The sequence below is a fragment of the Subtercola boreus genome (assembly GCF_003399645.1).
Lineage (GTDB): Bacteria > Actinomycetota > Actinomycetes > Actinomycetales > Microbacteriaceae > Subtercola > Subtercola boreus_A.
Window position 1 is genome coordinate 204,821 of the sequence record NZ_NBXD01000024.1, and the last position, 15,053, is coordinate 219,873.

At 65.3% G+C, this 15,053-nt stretch carries 20 protein-coding genes; 1 reads left to right on the forward strand and 19 read right to left on the reverse strand.

The annotated features are described in order from the left end of the window. Nucleotides 1-102: 102 nt before the first annotated feature. From rpmJ to B7R24_RS12435, 8 genes are all read right to left on the reverse strand, one after another. Entirely contained in the window at nt 103-219 is a 117-nt protein-coding gene (rpmJ, locus tag B7R24_RS12400) for a 50S ribosomal protein L36 (protein WP_104242511.1), read from the reverse strand. A 65-nt stretch (nt 220-284) separates the two neighbouring features. Then, on the reverse strand, nt 285-506 hold the full coding sequence (infA, locus tag B7R24_RS12405) for a translation initiation factor IF-1 (protein ID WP_055811571.1): 222 nt from the start codon (nt 504-506) through the stop codon (nt 285-287). Nucleotides 507-624: 118 nt separating this feature from the next. Further along, complete coding sequence (locus B7R24_RS12410; RefSeq protein WP_116419279.1) at nt 625-1,785, reverse strand: mannitol-1-phosphate 5-dehydrogenase; 1,161 nt, start codon at nt 1,783-1,785, stop codon at nt 625-627. After that, nucleotides 1,785-2,222 (reverse strand): PTS sugar transporter subunit IIA, encoded by a 438-nt coding sequence (locus B7R24_RS12415; RefSeq protein WP_116419280.1) that lies wholly within the window; start codon nt 2,220-2,222, stop codon nt 1,785-1,787. Before B7R24_RS12415 ends, B7R24_RS12410 begins: the two co-directional genes overlap by 1 nt. Before the next feature lie 43 nt (nt 2,223-2,265). Continuing rightward, nucleotides 2,266-3,882 carry a PTS mannitol transporter subunit IICB gene (locus tag B7R24_RS12420; protein WP_116419281.1) on the reverse strand — a complete coding sequence of 539 codons (1,617 nt, stop codon included), beginning with the start codon at nt 3,880-3,882 and terminating at the stop codon, nt 2,266-2,268. 52 nt (nt 3,883-3,934) lie between these two features. Then, the gene (gene ptsP / locus B7R24_RS12425) at nt 3,935-5,542 is read right to left on the reverse strand and encodes a phosphoenolpyruvate--protein phosphotransferase (protein ID WP_253259455.1); all 1,608 of its coding nucleotides are present in this window, start codon (nt 5,540-5,542) and stop codon (nt 3,935-3,937) included. A gap of 106 nt (nt 5,543-5,648) precedes the next feature. After that, the gene (locus tag B7R24_RS12430) at nt 5,649-5,918 is read right to left on the reverse strand and encodes an HPr family phosphocarrier protein (protein ID WP_116419283.1); all 270 of its coding nucleotides are present in this window, start codon (nt 5,916-5,918) and stop codon (nt 5,649-5,651) included. After that, nucleotides 5,915-6,271, reverse strand: a complete 357-nt coding sequence (locus tag B7R24_RS12435; RefSeq protein WP_116419284.1) for a PTS sugar transporter subunit IIB — start codon at nt 6,269-6,271, stop codon at nt 5,915-5,917. Before B7R24_RS12435 ends, B7R24_RS12430 begins: the two co-directional genes overlap by 4 nt. 152 nt (nt 6,272-6,423) lie before the next feature. Between B7R24_RS12435 and B7R24_RS12440 the strand changes: the two genes are divergently transcribed. Next, a complete protein-coding gene (locus B7R24_RS12440) occupies nt 6,424-8,325 on the forward strand; it encodes a BglG family transcription antiterminator (RefSeq protein ID WP_116419285.1) in 1,902 nt (633 codons plus the stop codon). Between the two features lie 38 nt (nt 8,326-8,363). Here the strand turns inward: B7R24_RS12440 and map are convergent, their stop codons facing one another. The 11 genes from map to rplX form a co-directional block, all read right to left on the reverse strand. Next, nucleotides 8,364-9,194: a type I methionyl aminopeptidase gene (map, locus tag B7R24_RS12445; RefSeq protein WP_116419286.1), complete on the reverse strand. Its 831-nt coding sequence runs from the start codon at nt 9,192-9,194 to the stop codon at nt 8,364-8,366. A 10-nt stretch (nt 9,195-9,204) separates the two neighbouring features. Next, nucleotides 9,205-9,801 carry an adenylate kinase gene (locus tag B7R24_RS12450; RefSeq protein WP_116419287.1) on the reverse strand — a complete coding sequence of 199 codons (597 nt, stop codon included), beginning with the start codon at nt 9,799-9,801 and terminating at the stop codon, nt 9,205-9,207. Continuing rightward, nucleotides 9,798-11,120 carry a preprotein translocase subunit SecY gene (secY, locus tag B7R24_RS12455; protein WP_116419288.1) on the reverse strand — a complete coding sequence of 441 codons (1,323 nt, stop codon included), beginning with the start codon at nt 11,118-11,120 and terminating at the stop codon, nt 9,798-9,800. Before secY ends, B7R24_RS12450 begins: the two co-directional genes overlap by 4 nt. 152 nt (nt 11,121-11,272) lie before the next feature. After that, nucleotides 11,273-11,785 carry a 50S ribosomal protein L15 gene (rplO, locus tag B7R24_RS12460; RefSeq protein WP_116419289.1) on the reverse strand — a complete coding sequence of 171 codons (513 nt, stop codon included), beginning with the start codon at nt 11,783-11,785 and terminating at the stop codon, nt 11,273-11,275. Then, entirely contained in the window at nt 11,785-11,970 is a 186-nt protein-coding gene (gene rpmD / locus B7R24_RS12465; RefSeq protein WP_116419290.1) for a 50S ribosomal protein L30, read from the reverse strand. The genes rplO and rpmD overlap by 1 nt, the downstream gene beginning before the upstream one ends. After that, entirely contained in the window at nt 11,970-12,659 is a 690-nt protein-coding gene (rpsE, locus tag B7R24_RS12470; RefSeq protein ID WP_116419291.1) for a 30S ribosomal protein S5, read from the reverse strand. Before rpsE ends, rpmD begins: the two co-directional genes overlap by 1 nt. A gap of 26 nt (nt 12,660-12,685) precedes the next feature. Then, complete coding sequence (gene rplR / locus B7R24_RS12475; RefSeq protein ID WP_116419292.1) at nt 12,686-13,057, reverse strand: 50S ribosomal protein L18; 372 nt, start codon at nt 13,055-13,057, stop codon at nt 12,686-12,688. A 2-nt stretch (nt 13,058-13,059) separates the two neighbouring features. Continuing rightward, entirely contained in the window at nt 13,060-13,596 is a 537-nt protein-coding gene (gene rplF, locus B7R24_RS12480) for a 50S ribosomal protein L6 (protein WP_116419293.1), read from the reverse strand. 6 nt (nt 13,597-13,602) lie between these two features. Next, nucleotides 13,603-14,001: a 30S ribosomal protein S8 gene (gene rpsH, locus B7R24_RS12485; RefSeq protein ID WP_116283884.1), complete on the reverse strand. Its 399-nt coding sequence runs from the start codon at nt 13,999-14,001 to the stop codon at nt 13,603-13,605. 102 nt (nt 14,002-14,103) lie between these two features. Further along, nucleotides 14,104-14,694, reverse strand: a complete 591-nt coding sequence (rplE, locus tag B7R24_RS12490) for a 50S ribosomal protein L5 (protein ID WP_116419294.1) — start codon at nt 14,692-14,694, stop codon at nt 14,104-14,106. Next, on the reverse strand, nt 14,694-15,053 hold the full coding sequence (gene rplX / locus B7R24_RS12495) for a 50S ribosomal protein L24 (RefSeq protein ID WP_116419295.1): 360 nt from the start codon (nt 15,051-15,053) through the stop codon (nt 14,694-14,696). The genes rplE and rplX overlap by 1 nt, the downstream gene beginning before the upstream one ends.

Below are 15,053 nucleotides of genomic sequence, written 5' to 3' on the forward strand. Positions count from 1 at the left end.
GAGTGGAGGTCTGTAGCAGAACCGGTGCCGCGGCCTCCAACCGCGGGTGTCCCCCGATGAATCGGGTTCTGGCTCTGCTATAAAACGGGTGGATCGCTTCGGCTAGCCCTGGCGCTGCTTGTGGCGCGGGTTCGACTTGCAGATGACCATGACGTTTCCGTTGCGGCGAATGACTCGGCAGTGCTCGCAGATCGGCTTGACGCTGGGGTTGACCTTCATTGTTCTTTTCCTATCGCTGTCTTCGTACCCATCGAAGAAGATGGGCCGTTACTTTCCAGCGCTCTTTACTTGTACCGGTAAACGATACGACCACGGGTGAGGTCGTACGGGCTGAGTTCCACGATCACGCGGTCCTCGGGGAGGATACGGATGTAGTGCTGTCGCATCTTGCCCGAAATGTGGGCAAGAACTCTGTGTCCGTTGGTCAACTCGACGCGAAACATCGCGTTGGGAAGAGCCTCGACCACTGCGCCCTCGATCTCGATGACACCGTCTTTTTTGGCCATAACTCACTGTCTGTAGAAGTATTGATTGCTGGTCGTGCGTGATTGTTTGCATGCCGACGCGCGCGCCAGACACCAAAGATCGAGCCTACCATAAGGACGGGTGTATATTACCCGGCCCCTAGCGTGCGGACTGCGCCTCTGACTGCACCGACCCGAAGACCTGCACGAGGTCGTCGAACAGGGGATGCCCGGGCTCGATGCCCGTGACCTCGACCACAGCTTCGTCGGCAGAGCGAGTGCCGAGTATCTCCTGCAGCTGCACGGACTCCGGGTCGGCGGGCACGTCGAAGACGAGTGCGGCGCGGATGGCGACGAGCAGCGCCGTGGGCCTGGTGCCCCGCTCAGCGAGTTCTGCCGCCGGCCCGACGAACCGCTCATGGCGGCTGAGCTTGCGCATCGGCGCACGGCCCACCCGGTCGACGGTGTCGGGAAGGTACGGGTTGGCGAAACGCTGCAGGTTCTTCTCGAGATAGGCCTCCTGCACGGCCGGCTCGAACTCATGCTTGGCGACCAGCAGCGTTTTGGTCTCTTCGAGTACGGCCTTGACCTTCGCGAAGATCTCGGGCACCGCGATGGCCTCGGCGACCGGGGCGATGCCCTCGGCAGCACCGAAATAGGCCGTCGCCGCGTGCCCGGTGTTCACCGTGAAGAGCTTGCGCTCGATATAGGGCGCCAGTTCCGGCACGAAGTGGGCCTCGGGGATGCTCGGCAGCGCTTCGCCGAACGGACCGCTCTCGATCGCCCATTCGAAGAAGTCCTCGACGGTGACGTTCAGCCCGGCATCCGGAGCCTGGCCGGGAACGATGCGGTCGACCGCGGTGTTCGCGAACACCGCCCGGTGGGAGGCGGCCGTGAAGTCGTCACCCAGCGCGGTTTCGATGTGGCCCCGCAGAGCATCCGTCGCGTTGATGGCGTTCTCGCACGCCATCACCTGCAGCGGAGCCAGGCCTGCTGGTCGGGCGAGCAGCGCCCGCCCGATCAACGGGGCGACGAAGCGCAGGATGTTCGGACCGACGGCCGTGGTGACGATGTCGGCCGAAGCGATCTCCGCCACGACGCCCTCTTCGTCGGAGGCACTGTTGAGGGCCCGGAAGTTGTCGACCGTCCACGTGCGGGGCGAGAGCCCCACCTCGTGCACGTCGTAGGAGGAAGCTGCGGCGAGAGCATCGATCAGCTCGGCGTTGACGTCGGCGAACACGACCTCGTAGCCGGCATTGTGCAGGATGAGTCCGACGAAACCGCGACCGATGTTCCCGGCTCCGAAGTGAACGGCCTTCATCAGTCTTCGTTCACTTCGGACAGGAGCGCGTAGACGGCCTCGTCGCTCGGCGCCTTGAGCAGCTTCTGCACCTCGTCGTCATCGCTGAAGATGAGCGCGATCTTCGAGAGGATGTCGAGGTGCCCGCCCTCCTTGCCGGCGATGCCGACGACGAAGCGAACCTCCTGGCCGTCCCAGTCGATAGGCTTGGAGTACCGCACGAACGAGAGCGCAGAGGCGAGAATCGCGTCTTTGCCCTCGTTCGTGCCGTGCGGAATCGCCAGGTAGTTGCCCATGTAGGTGGAGACCGAGGTCTCCCGCTCGAGCATCGACGCCAGATAGTCGTTCGTCACCGCTCCGGCCGCGAGCAGCAGTTCGTTCGCCTCAGCGATCGCCTCCTCCTTGGTGCTGGCCGATCCGTTGATCTTGATCGAATTCTGTGTCAGTACGTCGCCCATGGGACACCTGGCTCTTTCTGCGGTTCGCGGCGAACCTTCTCGGTTACGCCTTTTCGGATGCGTGCTGGCGCTCGAGCAGTCCGACGATCTCGTCGTATTTCGGGCTCGACATGAAATTGTCGACCGAGACGTGCTCGGCGCTCGGTGACTGCTGCCTGGCCCGCGCCGTCAGATCCTGGTGTGTGATGACCAGGTCGATGTCGTCGGTCAGGTTCGAGATCGCCTTGTTGACCACAGTAACGTCAGTGATGCCCGCCTTCTTGATCTTGTTGCGAAGAACAGAGGCACCCATGGCGCTCGATCCCATTCCGGCGTCGCAGGCGAACACGATGTTGTGCACAGCGGCGAGGCCCTGCGCCTCCTGGGCGCGTGAGACCTCTTCGGCAGAGGCACCGTCCCGTGTCTGGAGGTCGGCGAGGCCACCTGCCTCGTTGGCGAGACCGTCGGCCTGCAGGTGTCCGAGAACCGAGCTCTGCTTGCCCTTGTTGGCCTGGGTCTGCGCGATGGCGGCGCTCAGGTCACCGGCGTTCTCCGCAGCCAGGTCGCGCTTGCGGGTGGCCCGCAGGATGACGGCGGTCACCAGGAACGAGACCGCGGCCGAGGCGATCACCGAGAGGATGACACCCACGTAGGAGTCGGGCGCCGTCTGGATCAGGATGGCGATGATGGAGCCGGGCGAGGCCGGAGCACGGAGCCCGGTCTGGAACAGCACGTTCACGAACACACCGGTCATACCACCGAGGATCGCGGCGATGATGGTCATCGGCTTCATCAGCACGTACGGGAAGTAGATCTCGTGGATCCCACCGAAGAACTGGATGATGATGGCGCCGGGAGCGCTGGCCTTGGCCAGACCCACACCGAAGATCGCGAACGCGATCAGGATTCCCACGCCGGGGCCGGGGTTCGCCTCGATCAGGAACAGGATGCTCTTGCCGCTCTCCGACACCTGCTGCACACCCAGCGGCGTGAACACACCGTGGTTGATCGCGTTGTTGAGGAACAGCACCTTGCCCGGCTCGACCAGGATCGACGCCAGCGGCAGCAGCCCGAGCGAGACGAGCCAGTTCACGGCCGACTCGAGAGCCGCGCTCAGGGCGGTGATGACCGGGGCGATGAGGAAGAAACCGGCGATCGCGAGCAGCGCGCCCAGGATGCCTGCCGAGAAGTTGTCGACGAGCATCTCGAATCCGGGCTTGATCTTGTTCGCCCAGATCTTGTCGACCTGCTTCATGATGTAGGCCGCGAGCGGGCCCATGATCATGGCGCCGATGAACATCGGAACCGGGCTGCCGACGATGACACCCATGGTCGCGATGACGGCGACGACACCGCCACGGGTGTTGTAGATCATCCGTCCACCGGTGTTCGCGATGAGCAGCGGCAGCAGGTAGGTGATCATCGGCGAGACGAGGCCGACGTTAGCCGTTCCGTCGGCGCTCGGGAAGCCACCGATGATCGGCACCAGGATGCCGAACTGGGCGAGCCATCCGGTCTGGATGAACAGGGCCGTGATGAGGCCCCATGCGATGAAGGCGGCGATGTTGGGCATCACCATTCCGGAGAGGAACGTACCGAATCGCTGGACGGCGACGCGGGCTCCCCCCTTCGTCTGGGTGCCGGCGGGTGAGCCGGTCTGGGTGGGTGACGTCGTCGTCATGGCCTGTCTCCTTTGTGTGCGGGGGTATTTCGGGGTGGGGTGCTGGGCGTGTTCATGGTGCGGATGGTGCAGTGGTGGCCTCGAGAACCGCAGCGCGGGCCTCGAAGGCCGAGTTGGCCGCCAGCGCGAGGCCAGCGAACGTCTGGGCCTGTTCGAGCGTGTAGAGCGCGAGCTCAGCTCGAACATCGGCGAGTGCTGCCGGCGACATCGAGAGGGATGTCACACCGAGCCCGGTGAGAACGACGGCGAGCAGGGGGTCGGCTGCCGCCTCTCCGCAGACTCCGACCGGCTTGCCGAGGGCGACGCCGGCACGGCCGACCTCCCCGACGAGCCGCAGAACGGCCGGATGCCACGGATCCTGGAACGCGGCGACCGAACCGAGAAGTCGGTCGGCTGCCAGCGTGTACTGGGTCAGGTCGTTGGTTCCGATGCTGGCGAAGTCGGCGTCGGCGAGGATGCGGTCGGCGAGAAGCGCGGCCGAAGGCACCTCCACCATCACACCGAGGGTGTTGAGCCCGAGCTCGCGGCCGAGAGAGGTGAAGTACCGCGTCTCTTCGACCGTCGACACCATCGGCGCCATCACCCAGAGGTCGGCCTCGGTGACGGCCGCGGCGTTCGCGAGCGCCGTGAGCTGGTCGCGCAGCACCTGCTCGTTCGCCCGGAGTGCCCGCAGGCCACGGAGCCCGAGGGCGGGGTTCTCTTCATCGGAGTCGTTGAGGAAGCTGAGCGGCTTGTCGGCACCGGCGTCGAGCGCCCGGACGACGACCTTCTTGCCGCCGAAGGCCGCCAGGAGCTTCGTGTACTGCTCCTGCTGCGCCTCGACGGTCGGTGCCGAGGTTGCGTCGAGGAAGAGGAACTCGGTGCGGAACAGCCCGACGCCCTCGGCGCCCTTCGCCACAGCGTCGGCCGCGGCATCCGCGGAGCCGAGGTTCGCGAGCAGCGGGATGAGGGTGCCGTCAGCAAGGCGGCCGGCGCCCGTGGGCGCCACCGGGCGGGCCTTCCGTTCGGCGAGGGTGGCCTCGGCGGCGGAGACCTCGTCTTCGCTCGGCGACGCCGTGACCGTGCCGGTCGAGGCATCGACGATCACGGTCTCACCGTCGCTCAGCTGGAGGGACCCGGCCGCGCCGACCACGGCGACGATCGCTTTGTCACGGGCGAGGATCGCCGTGTGCGAGGTCGGCCCACCCTCGCTCGTCACCAGGGCGAGCACCTTGTCGAGGTCGAGCAGGGCGGTGTCAGCGGGAGCGAGGTCGCTCGCGACCAGAACGAAGGCGAAGTCGGGGTCGGGGATGCCCGGGGCAGCAACGCCCTGCAGGTGTGCCACCACGCGCTGCGAGACATCGTTGAGGTCGGTTGCCCGCTCAGCCATGTATCCGCCCATGCTCACCAACAGGTCGCGGAACCCGGCGAACGCCTCGAAGACGGCGCGCTCAGCGGTGAGACCGCCGCCGACGCGCACCTCGACGTCGTCGGCGAGCGTCGGGTCTTCGGCCATGAAGGCCTGCGCCTCGAGAACGTCGTGGGCCGCTCCGCCCGCGCGCTCACCGCGGGCGCGGATGTCTGCCGCGGTCGCTCCGAGAGCTGCGGAGGCCCGTTCGAGCTCGGCCGCCGGCGTCAGGCGCGACGGGGTGCTCTCGGGCTCGGGCAAGGGCTCGGGCATCCGCAGCACCGGGCCGACGGCGAGTCCGCGGCCGATGCCCGCGCCAGTCAGCACGGTGACCCGCTCGCTTGTCGTGGCGGCTGTCTGCACGCTTGTCTGCACCGCGTCACTCCGCATCGAGGTCACGCTCCAGCATTGCCGCGAGCTCGTCGAGCACGGTCTCGGCGTTGTCGCCCTCGGCAGAGAGGGTGACGGTGTCGCCCGACTGGATCCCGAGCGAGATGATGCCCAGGATGCTCGCGGCATTCACCGGCTTGCCCTCTGCCTTTGTGAGGTTCACCTTGACACCCGACTTGGCGACCGCCTGGGTGAAGAGGGAGGCCGGGCGGGCGTGCAGCCCGTGCGAGGAGGCGATGGTCGCGGTGCGTTCGGTCATGAGAACTCTTTCGTGGTGCGGTGGGCGGGAAATTGGGCGAGGTCGGTGTCGGGCATGGTGCCGATGGCGAGGTCGAGCGCGTCGTCCTCGCCGCCCTGCCCGAAGACGGTGTCGGGCAGCAGCGCGACGGGCACGTCGTACCGTGCGGCGGCCTCTCGAAGCGTGCCCAGCGCAGCCGCGAGATGCGGGCCGACGAGCAGAACGTCGATGCCGGGCATCCGGGAGTCCAGGGCGGGTTGGCTGACGGCCTTGACCGTCGCCTCGAAGCCACGTGCCCGGGCAGCGGTACGCATGCGATGGGCCAGGAACGTGCTCGATGCACCGGCGCCGCAGACGACGAGAATGTTCTTCACGGTTCTCGCCTCCTTGCGCGATCGTGCCGACCCATGAAGGGCCGCATTACAGGTACCAGCCCAGTCTGCTGAAAATCTGCCGAGCGTTCCACCAGAAAAGTTTCCGCCCCTGTGGAAAGGTGTCTGCGGTTTCGCGGGTAGAGTTTCAGGCCATGAGCGACAGACGCCAGCGGCTGCTCGACTATCTGGCCGAGAACGACGGCTGGACGACGTCGGGCCAGCTCGCTGACCGTCTCGGCGTCACAACCCGGAGCGTTCGCAGCTATGTGACGGCGGCGAAATCGGCGGCCGAACCACTCGACATCATCGTGTCGTCCGCCGAGGGGTACCGCCTGAACCGCGACGCCTACGCCGCCTGGGTCGGCCAGCGCAGCGGCGACTCCGGCGGCGACCGGCTCTACCGCGTCGTGCGCCAGTTGAACGAGACCCCCGACGGGCTCGATGTGCATGAGCTCGCATCGGCCCTCTTCGTGAGTGAGTCCACCGTCGAGGCCGACCTCCGAAAGGCCCGGCCCATCCTCGACGAATGCGGCCTGACCCTTCGGCGCCAGGGCAGTCGGGTCAGCGTGCAGGGCACCGAGGAGAACCGCCGAAGGCTCGTCAGCAGGCTGTTCCGGGCCGAGAGTGCGCGAGGCTTCGTCGAGGTCGAACGCATCCAGAACGAATTCGGTTCGGTGAACCTCACGGCCTTCAAGACCGACCTGCTCGACCTGCTCGGGGCCGGCGGTTACTTCGTCAACGAGTACGGCCTCGACAGCGTGCTGCTGCACGTGGCCATCGCCGTCGACCGCACCCTGAAAGACCTGGTGCCGACGGATGCCGCGGCCACCGTTCCACCTCAGGGCGAGCTGGCCCCGGGCATCCTCGATCTGCTCGACCGGCACTTCGCGGTGACCCTCTCGGGCGCCGACCTGGAACACCTCGTCATGCTGCTGACGACACGGGTCATCACACCGGGTCACGATCTGCAGGCGCACGAACAGACCGAACAGCTCGGCCTGACCGATGACGTCGCCTTCGTGCGCGAGGTCGCCAGGCGGGCGAGCGAGCGATATCTCATCGATCTCGACAACGACGAATTCGCCGTGCGGCTCGCACTGCACGTCCGCAACCTCGTGGCGCGAGCACGGGTCAGCTCGTATTCCAGAAACCCGATGACGCGGTCGATCAAGACGTCGTACCCGATGACCTACGAGCTGGCCGTGTTCATCGCGAGCGAGATCCAGCGCAAAGAGTCGATCTCGATCAACGACGACGAGATCGCCTATATCGCCCTGCACGTGGGCTCCCACCTCGAGCGGCAGTCGAGGCGCGAGGAGATGGTGACCTGCACCCTGGTCTTTCCGAACTACTACGACATCCACCTCATGATGCTCCGACGGCTCGAGGCCGCGCTCGGCGACGAGGTGCGCGTCGACAAGATCATCACCCGCACCGACATCGACCGCGCCGAGATCGACACCGACCTCATCATCACGACCGTTCCCGCGCTCGCGCTCGGCGACAGCACGGTGCTGGTCCAGACCTTCCTCACCGATGACGACATCGACACGATCCGTCGCGCTGTGCGCCGGGTCAGGCGCCAGCAGCGGCGGCGGCAGCTCAAAGACGAGCTGCTGCTGTACTTCAGCGAAGAGCTCTACGTTCGCAATCTCAGCGCCCGCGACGAGGTCGACATGATCACCCAGCTGGGCGAACGGATGCTCGCTCAGGGCATCATCGACGAACCCTATATCGCCGGGGCGATCGAGCGCGAGCGGATGTCGTCGACGGCGTTCACCGACACCGTCGCCGTACCGCACTCCATGCTGATGTCGGCGAACCGCACAGCCATCGCCATCGCGGTCAACGACCATCCGATGGACTGGGGTGAGAACCGGGTCAACGTCATCGCCCTGATCGCCTTCTCCTCCAGTGGCCGCAACTCGTTCCAGACGATCTTCGACCAGTTCGTCGAGGTCTTCTCCGAGCGCGACGAGGTTCAGCAGCTCATCCGCGGATCGGTGAGCTTCAGCGCGTTCATCGAGGAGCTCGTGCACCTGATGGACAGCTGAGACCGGTCAGTCGGTCGGTCGGTCAGGCGATCGGTCGGTCAGTCGATCGGCACCGGGGTGATGCCGAGGGGCGCCAGCTGGGCCGCTCCCCCGTCGGCGGCCGTCAGCACCCAGATTCCACCGGTGTGCACGGCGACCGAGTGCTCCCAATGCGATGTCATGCTCCCGTCGCGCGTCGCGACCGTCCAGTCGTCGTCGCGGGTGAAGGTGTCGATACCGCCTGCAGTGACCATCGGCTCGATCGCCACCACGAGGCCGGGCTTCACCTCTGGCCCCCGCGCACGAACCCGGTAGTTGAAGACCGGCGGCTCCTCGTGCATGCTCCGACCGATGCCGTGCCCGATGTAGTCCGTGAGGATGCCGTACTCCCCCTGCGATTCGATGTAGTCCTCGATGGCCTCGCCGACCTCGTTGAGGTGTCGCGCCTCGGCGAGCCGGGCGATTCCGTGCCAGAGGGAGGCCTCGGTCACGTCGGAAAGCCGCTGACGGTCGTCGACGAGCTGCGGCCGTTCCGGGTCGGCGAGCACGACCGTGATCGCCGAGTCTCCGCTCCAACCACCCACATCTGCGCCGGAGTCGATGGAGACGATGTCGCCCGGTTGCAGCATCCGCTCGCCCGGAATGCCGTGCACCACATCGTCGTTGACCGAGGTGCAGACCGTGTGCCGGTAACCGGGCACCATCTGGAAGTTCGACGTACCGCCGAGCTGCCTGATCGCGTGATCGGCTGCGTCGTTGAGCTCCAGGGTCGTGATGCCGGGCCGGATGATCGCCCGCACCGCTTCGAGAGACGCGAGCGTCGCCAACCCCGGCGCCACCATCAGCCGGAGCTCGGCGGGGGTCTTGTAGAACGACTTGCGAAACGCCATGGCGCGGAGCCTAGGCGTGCGAGAGCACGATGCCGCGAGCCTCGAGGGCTTGGGTGATGCGTTCCGTCACGTCGTCGACGCTGCCGAGGCCATCGACGGTCACGACGAGTTCACGCGCGGTGTAGACGTCGATGAGCGGCGCCGTCTGCTCTTCGTACACGTCGAGACGGTGCCGGATGACATTCTCGGTGTCGTCGCTGCGACCCTGTTCAGCGGCTCGCTTGGTGAGCCGGGCCACGATCTCGTCGCTGTCTGCCACCAGCAGCACCACGGCGTCGAGACCGTCGCCGTGACCGCCCGCTGCCAGGATGTCGTCGAGTTCGTCGACCTGGGCCGTGGTGCGCGGGTACCCGTCGAGAAGAAAACCGCCCTCGACGTCGGCCTCGAGCAGACGACTGCGAACGAGATCGTTCGTCAGGCTGTCGGGAACGTACTTGCCCGCATCCATGAACTCCTTGGCCTTCAGACCGAGCTCGGTCTCCTCGGCCACGTTCGCACGGAAGATGTCGCCGGTCGAGATCGCGGGAATGCCGCACGCTGCCGAGAGACGAACGGCCTGCGTTCCCTTGCCTGCGCCGGGAGGCCCGATCAGCAGGAGCCTGGTCATCGCAGCAGTCCTTCGTAGTGCCGCTGCTGCAGCTGGGAGTCGATCTGCTTGACCGTCTCGAGGCCGACGCCCACGATGATCAGGATCGAGGCCCCACCGAACGGGAAGTTCTGGTTCGCACCGATCAGCGAGAACGCCGCCAGCGGTATCAGAGCGATCAGGCCCAGATAGATCGAGCCCGGCAGCGTGATGCGCGTCAGGACGTAGTCGAGATATTCGGCCGTGGGGCGACCTGCACGGATGCCGGGAATGAACCCGCCGTACTTCTTCATGTTGTCGGCGACCTCTTCGGGGTTGAAGGTGATCGCGACGTAGAAGTAGGTGAAGCCGACGATGAGCAGGAAGTACAGGAGCATGTAGAGCGGGTGGTCACCCTTCGTCAGGTAGTTCGTGACCCAGGTCACCCACGCCGCGGGCTCTTGGCCCGCCTGGGGCTGATTGAACTGCGCGATGAGTGCGGGCAGGTACAGCAGCGACGACGCGAAGATGACGGGGACGACGCCGGCCATGTTGACCTTGATGGGGATGTAGGTGTTGTTGCCGCCGTAGGTGCGCCTGCCGACCATGCGTTTGGCGTACTGCACCGGTATTCGGCGCTGCGACTGTTCGACGAACACCACGCCTGCCATGGTCAGGATGCCGATGACCAGCACGACGGCCAGCACCTCGACTCCCTGCTGCTGCCAGATCGACTGCAGCGAACCCGGGAAACGGGCGGCGATCGAGGTGAAGATGAGCAGCGACATGCCGTTGCCGATGCCGCGCTCGGTGACGAGCTCGCCCATCCACATGATGAGGCCGGTGCCGGCGGTCATCGTGATGACCATCAGCATGATGGCGTACCAGGAGTCGTTGGAGATGAGCTGGGTGCACTCGGTCGTCGTGCTCGTACCGAAGAGGGCGCCACTTCGCGCCACGGTGATGAGCGTCGTCGACTGCAGCACGCCCAGGGCGATGGTGAGGTAACGCGTGTACTGCGTCAGCTTGCTCTGGCCGGCCTGACCCTCTTTGTAGAGGGTCTCGAAGTGCGGGATGACCACGCGGAGCAGCTGCACGATGATCGACGCGGTGATGTACGGCATGATGCCGAGTGCGAAGATCGACAGCTGCAACAGGGCTCCGCCGCTGAACAGGTTGACGAGCTCGTACAGGCCCGACGTGTTCTGGTTGGCGGCAAGACAAGCCTGCACGTTACCGAAGTCGACAAAGGGAGCCGGGATGAACGACCCCAGCCTGAACAGCGCGATGATGCCGAGCGTGAACAGAATTTTTCGGCGGAGATCCGGTGTGCGGAAGATCCTGCCGACGGCTCTAAACAAAAAAAGGCCTCCTGCTTGGTGAAAACGAGACTTCTACGAGCGAAGCCCCCACAGGAAAGAATTCCCACGAAGACTCTACTCGATCCTCCCCGGCCGAGAGGCCAAAGGGGCGGCAACCCGAAGGAAGCCGCCCCCGCGACGAGCGTGCAGAGCTACTTGATCGAACCGCCGGCAGCAACGATCTTCTGCTCAGCGAAGGTCGAGACCTTGTCGACCGAGACGGTCAGAGCCACGGCGATCTCGCCGTTGCCCAGGATCTTGACCTTCTCGTTGTCGCGAACCGCACCCTTGGCGACGAGGCCGGCGATGGTGACATCGCCACCCGTCGGGTACAGCTCGGCGAGACGGTCGAGGTTGACGACCTGGTAGTACACCTTGAACGGGTTCTTGAACCCGCGCAGCTTCGGTGTGCGCATGTGCTGCGGCATCTGGCCGCCCTCGAACCCGAGGCGCACGTTGTAGCGCGCCTTCGTGCCCTTGGTGCCACGGCCCGCGGTCTTACCCTTGGAGCCTTCACCGCGACCGACACGCTGGCGCGACTTCTTGGCACCGGCGGCGGGGCGGAGGTGGTGGACCTTCAATACCTGGTCGCGGGCGACGGGAGCGTCAGCCGTTGCGGCCTTCGTCTCGACGACCGCAGCGGGGTCTGTGTCTTTCTTAGCCATTAGTCAATCTCCTCGACTTTCACCAGGTGAGCGACGTGGCGAACGTAGCCGCGGTTCTGCGAGTTGTCGTCACGCACAACGGACTGGCCGATGCGGTGGAGGCCGAGGCTACGCAGAGTGTCGCGCTGGTCTTGCTTTTCGCTGATCTTGGATTTGATCTGCGTGATCTTCAGGCTGGTGGCCATCAGGCACCTGCCTTTGCGAGAGACGCAGCCGCATCGGCGTCAGCCTGGGCGCGGAGCAGACGTGCGGGCACGACCTGCTCGAGCGTCAGGCCACGGCGTGCTGCCACGGCGCGGGGCTCTTCGAGCTGCTTGAGTGCCGTGACGGTCGCGTGCACGATGTTGATCGTGTTCGACGAACCGAGCGACTTGCTCAGGACATCGTGGATGCCTGCACATTCGAGAACGGCGCGCACCGGGCCACCGGCGATGACGCCGGTACCGGCCGCAGCCGGACGAAGGAGCACGACGCCAGCAGCAGCCTCACCCTGGACGGGGTGGGGAATGGTGTTGGCGACGCGGGGAACGCGGAAGAAGTTCTTCTTGGCCTCTTCGACGCCCTTCGAGATCGCGGTCGGCACCTCACGGGCCTTGCCGTAGCCGACACCCACCAGACCGTTGCCGTCACCGACGACGACGAGAGCCGTGAAGCTGAAGCGACGACCACCCTTCACCACCTTCGAGACGCGGTTGATGGTGACGACGCGCTCGAGGAACTGGCTCTTGTCAGAGTCACGCGCTCCGCGATCCTTGTTCGGGTTGCGCTCGCGACCACCACGACGGGCCTCGCGAGGCTCGTTCTGCGCAGCAGCCGTGGTCTCGGTTGTGGGCGCCTCAGTCGCTGAGGCTTCAGTGCTCGTAGCGTCTGCCACGGTAGCTTCCTTTGCTTTTTCGTCGGTCACAGGTCCAGACCGCCTTCCCGGGCGCCGTCGGCGACAGCCGCGACACGGCCGGCGTAGCGGTTACCGCCTCGGTCGAATACGACTGCTTCGATGCCAGCAGCCTTGGCGCGCTCGGCGACGAGTTCGCCGACTTTGTGAGCCTTGGCCGACTTGTCACCATCGAAGGTGCGCAGGTCGGCTTCGAGGGTCGAAGCCGACGCCAGGGTGAACCCCTTGCTGTCGTCGACGACCTGCACGAAGACGTGGCGGGCCGAACGGGTGACGACCAGGCGAGGACGAACCTCGGTGCCCTCGATCTTCTTGCGAAGACGGTCGTGGCGACGACCGCGTGCTGCGGCCTTGCTCTTGCCTCTAGTTCCAGTAGCCATGATTACTTACCGCTCTTTCCGGCCTTGCGACGAACAACCTCGCCGGCGTAGCGCACACCCTTGCCCTTGTAGGGCTCCGGCTTCCGCAACTTACGAATGTTGGCAGCTACTTCGCCCACAGCCTGCTTGTCGATGCCGCTGACAGTGAGCTTGTTGACACCCTCCACCGTGAAGCTGATGCCCGCGGGCGGCTCGACGGTGATGGAGTGGGAGTAACCGAGAGCGAACTCGACGTTCGCACCCTTGGCGGCAACGCGGTAACCGGTACCGACGACCTCGAGGCCCTTGGAGTACCCCTCGGTGACGCCGATGATCTGGTTGGCGATGAGCGTGCGGGTCAGGCCGTGCAGCGAACGCGATTCGCGCTCGTCGTCAGGACGGGTGACCAGGATCTGGTTGTCTTCGACCTTGGCCTCGATGGGAGCCTTGACGGTGAGAACGAGCTCACCCTTGGGGCCCTTCACCTGGACGAGCTGGCCGTCGATCGTGATGTCGACCCCTGCAGGGATCGGAATGGGGAGTCTGCCGATACGTGACATCTGCGATCACCACACGTAGGCGAGGACTTCCCCACCCACGCCCTTCTTGGAAGCCTGTCGGTCGGTCAGCAGACCGGACGACGTCGAGAGGATGGCGACACCGAGCCCGCCGAGAACCGTGGGGATCTCGGTCGACTTCGCGTACACGCGGAGGCCGGGCTTCGAAACGCGCTTGATGCCCGCAATGGAGCGCTCGCGGTTCGGCCCGAACTTGAGGGCGAGGGTCAGCGTCTGGCCGACCTCTGCGTCTTTGACGTCCCACGAGGCAATGTAGCCCTCGCTCTTGAGGATGTCGGCGATGTGCGACTTGAGCTTCGAGTGCGGCATCGACACGGTGTCGTGGAACGCCGAGTTGGCGTTCCGCAGTCTGGTCAGCATGTCTGCGACCGGATCTGTCATTGTCATGGGGGTGGAGCCTTTCTGGCCTGGTTTCGACACCCTGTGCAAGGATGCCGACCTGTGGTCTTGGCCGGCTCAGCCGAGTTGCTGAGCCGGGGTGAAGCTGGTTTAGGAGTTGTCTGCGGTCTTGAACGGGAAGCCGAGCGCCTTCAGCAGCGCACGACCCTCGTCGTCGGTCTTCGCGGTGGTGACGACGGTGATGTCGAACCCACGCACGCGGTCGATCTTGTCCTGGTCGATCTCGTGGAACATCGACTGCTCGGTCAGACCGAAGGTGTAGTTGCCCGAGCCGTCGAACTGGCGGTCGGAGAGACCACGGAAGTCACGGATGCGGGGAAGAGCGAGCGACAGAAGCCGGTCGAGGAACTCCCAGGCACGGTCACCACGGAGGGTGACGTGGGCGCCGATCGGCTGGCCCTCACGCAGCTTGAACTGCGCGATGGACTTGCGGGCCTTGGTGACCTGCGGCTTCTGGCCGGTGATCGCCGTGAGGTCCTTGACGGCCCCGTCGATGATCTTGCCGTCACGGGCTGCCTCACCGACACCGGTGTTCACGACGACCTTGATGAGGCCCGGAACCTGGTGGATGTTCGTGAAGCCGAAGTCCTTCTTGAGCTGGGCGGTGATCTCGTTCTGGTACTTCTGCTTCAGGCGCGGCTGGATTTTGCCAGCCGGCGCTGCAGTTGCGGTGTCAGTCATTACAGGTCCTTACCTGATTTCTTGGCGTACCGAATGCGGACATTCTTGGTAACGCCGTCTGTGGTGACCTGCTCGACGCGGAAACCGACGCGGGTCGGCTTCTTGGTGTCGGGGTCGATGAGCGCGACGTTCGACACGTGGATCGAGGCCTCGACGGTCTCGATGCCACCGGTCTTCGTACCGCGCTGGGTCTGGCCGACGCGCACGTGCTTCTTCACGAAGTTGATGCCCTCGACGATGACGCGGTTCTTCTCGACCTGTACTTCGATGACGCGACCCTGCTTGCCACGGTCTCCGCCGCGAGCCTGGCTCTTGCCGGTGATGACCTGAACGACATCACCCTTCTTGATATTCGCCAT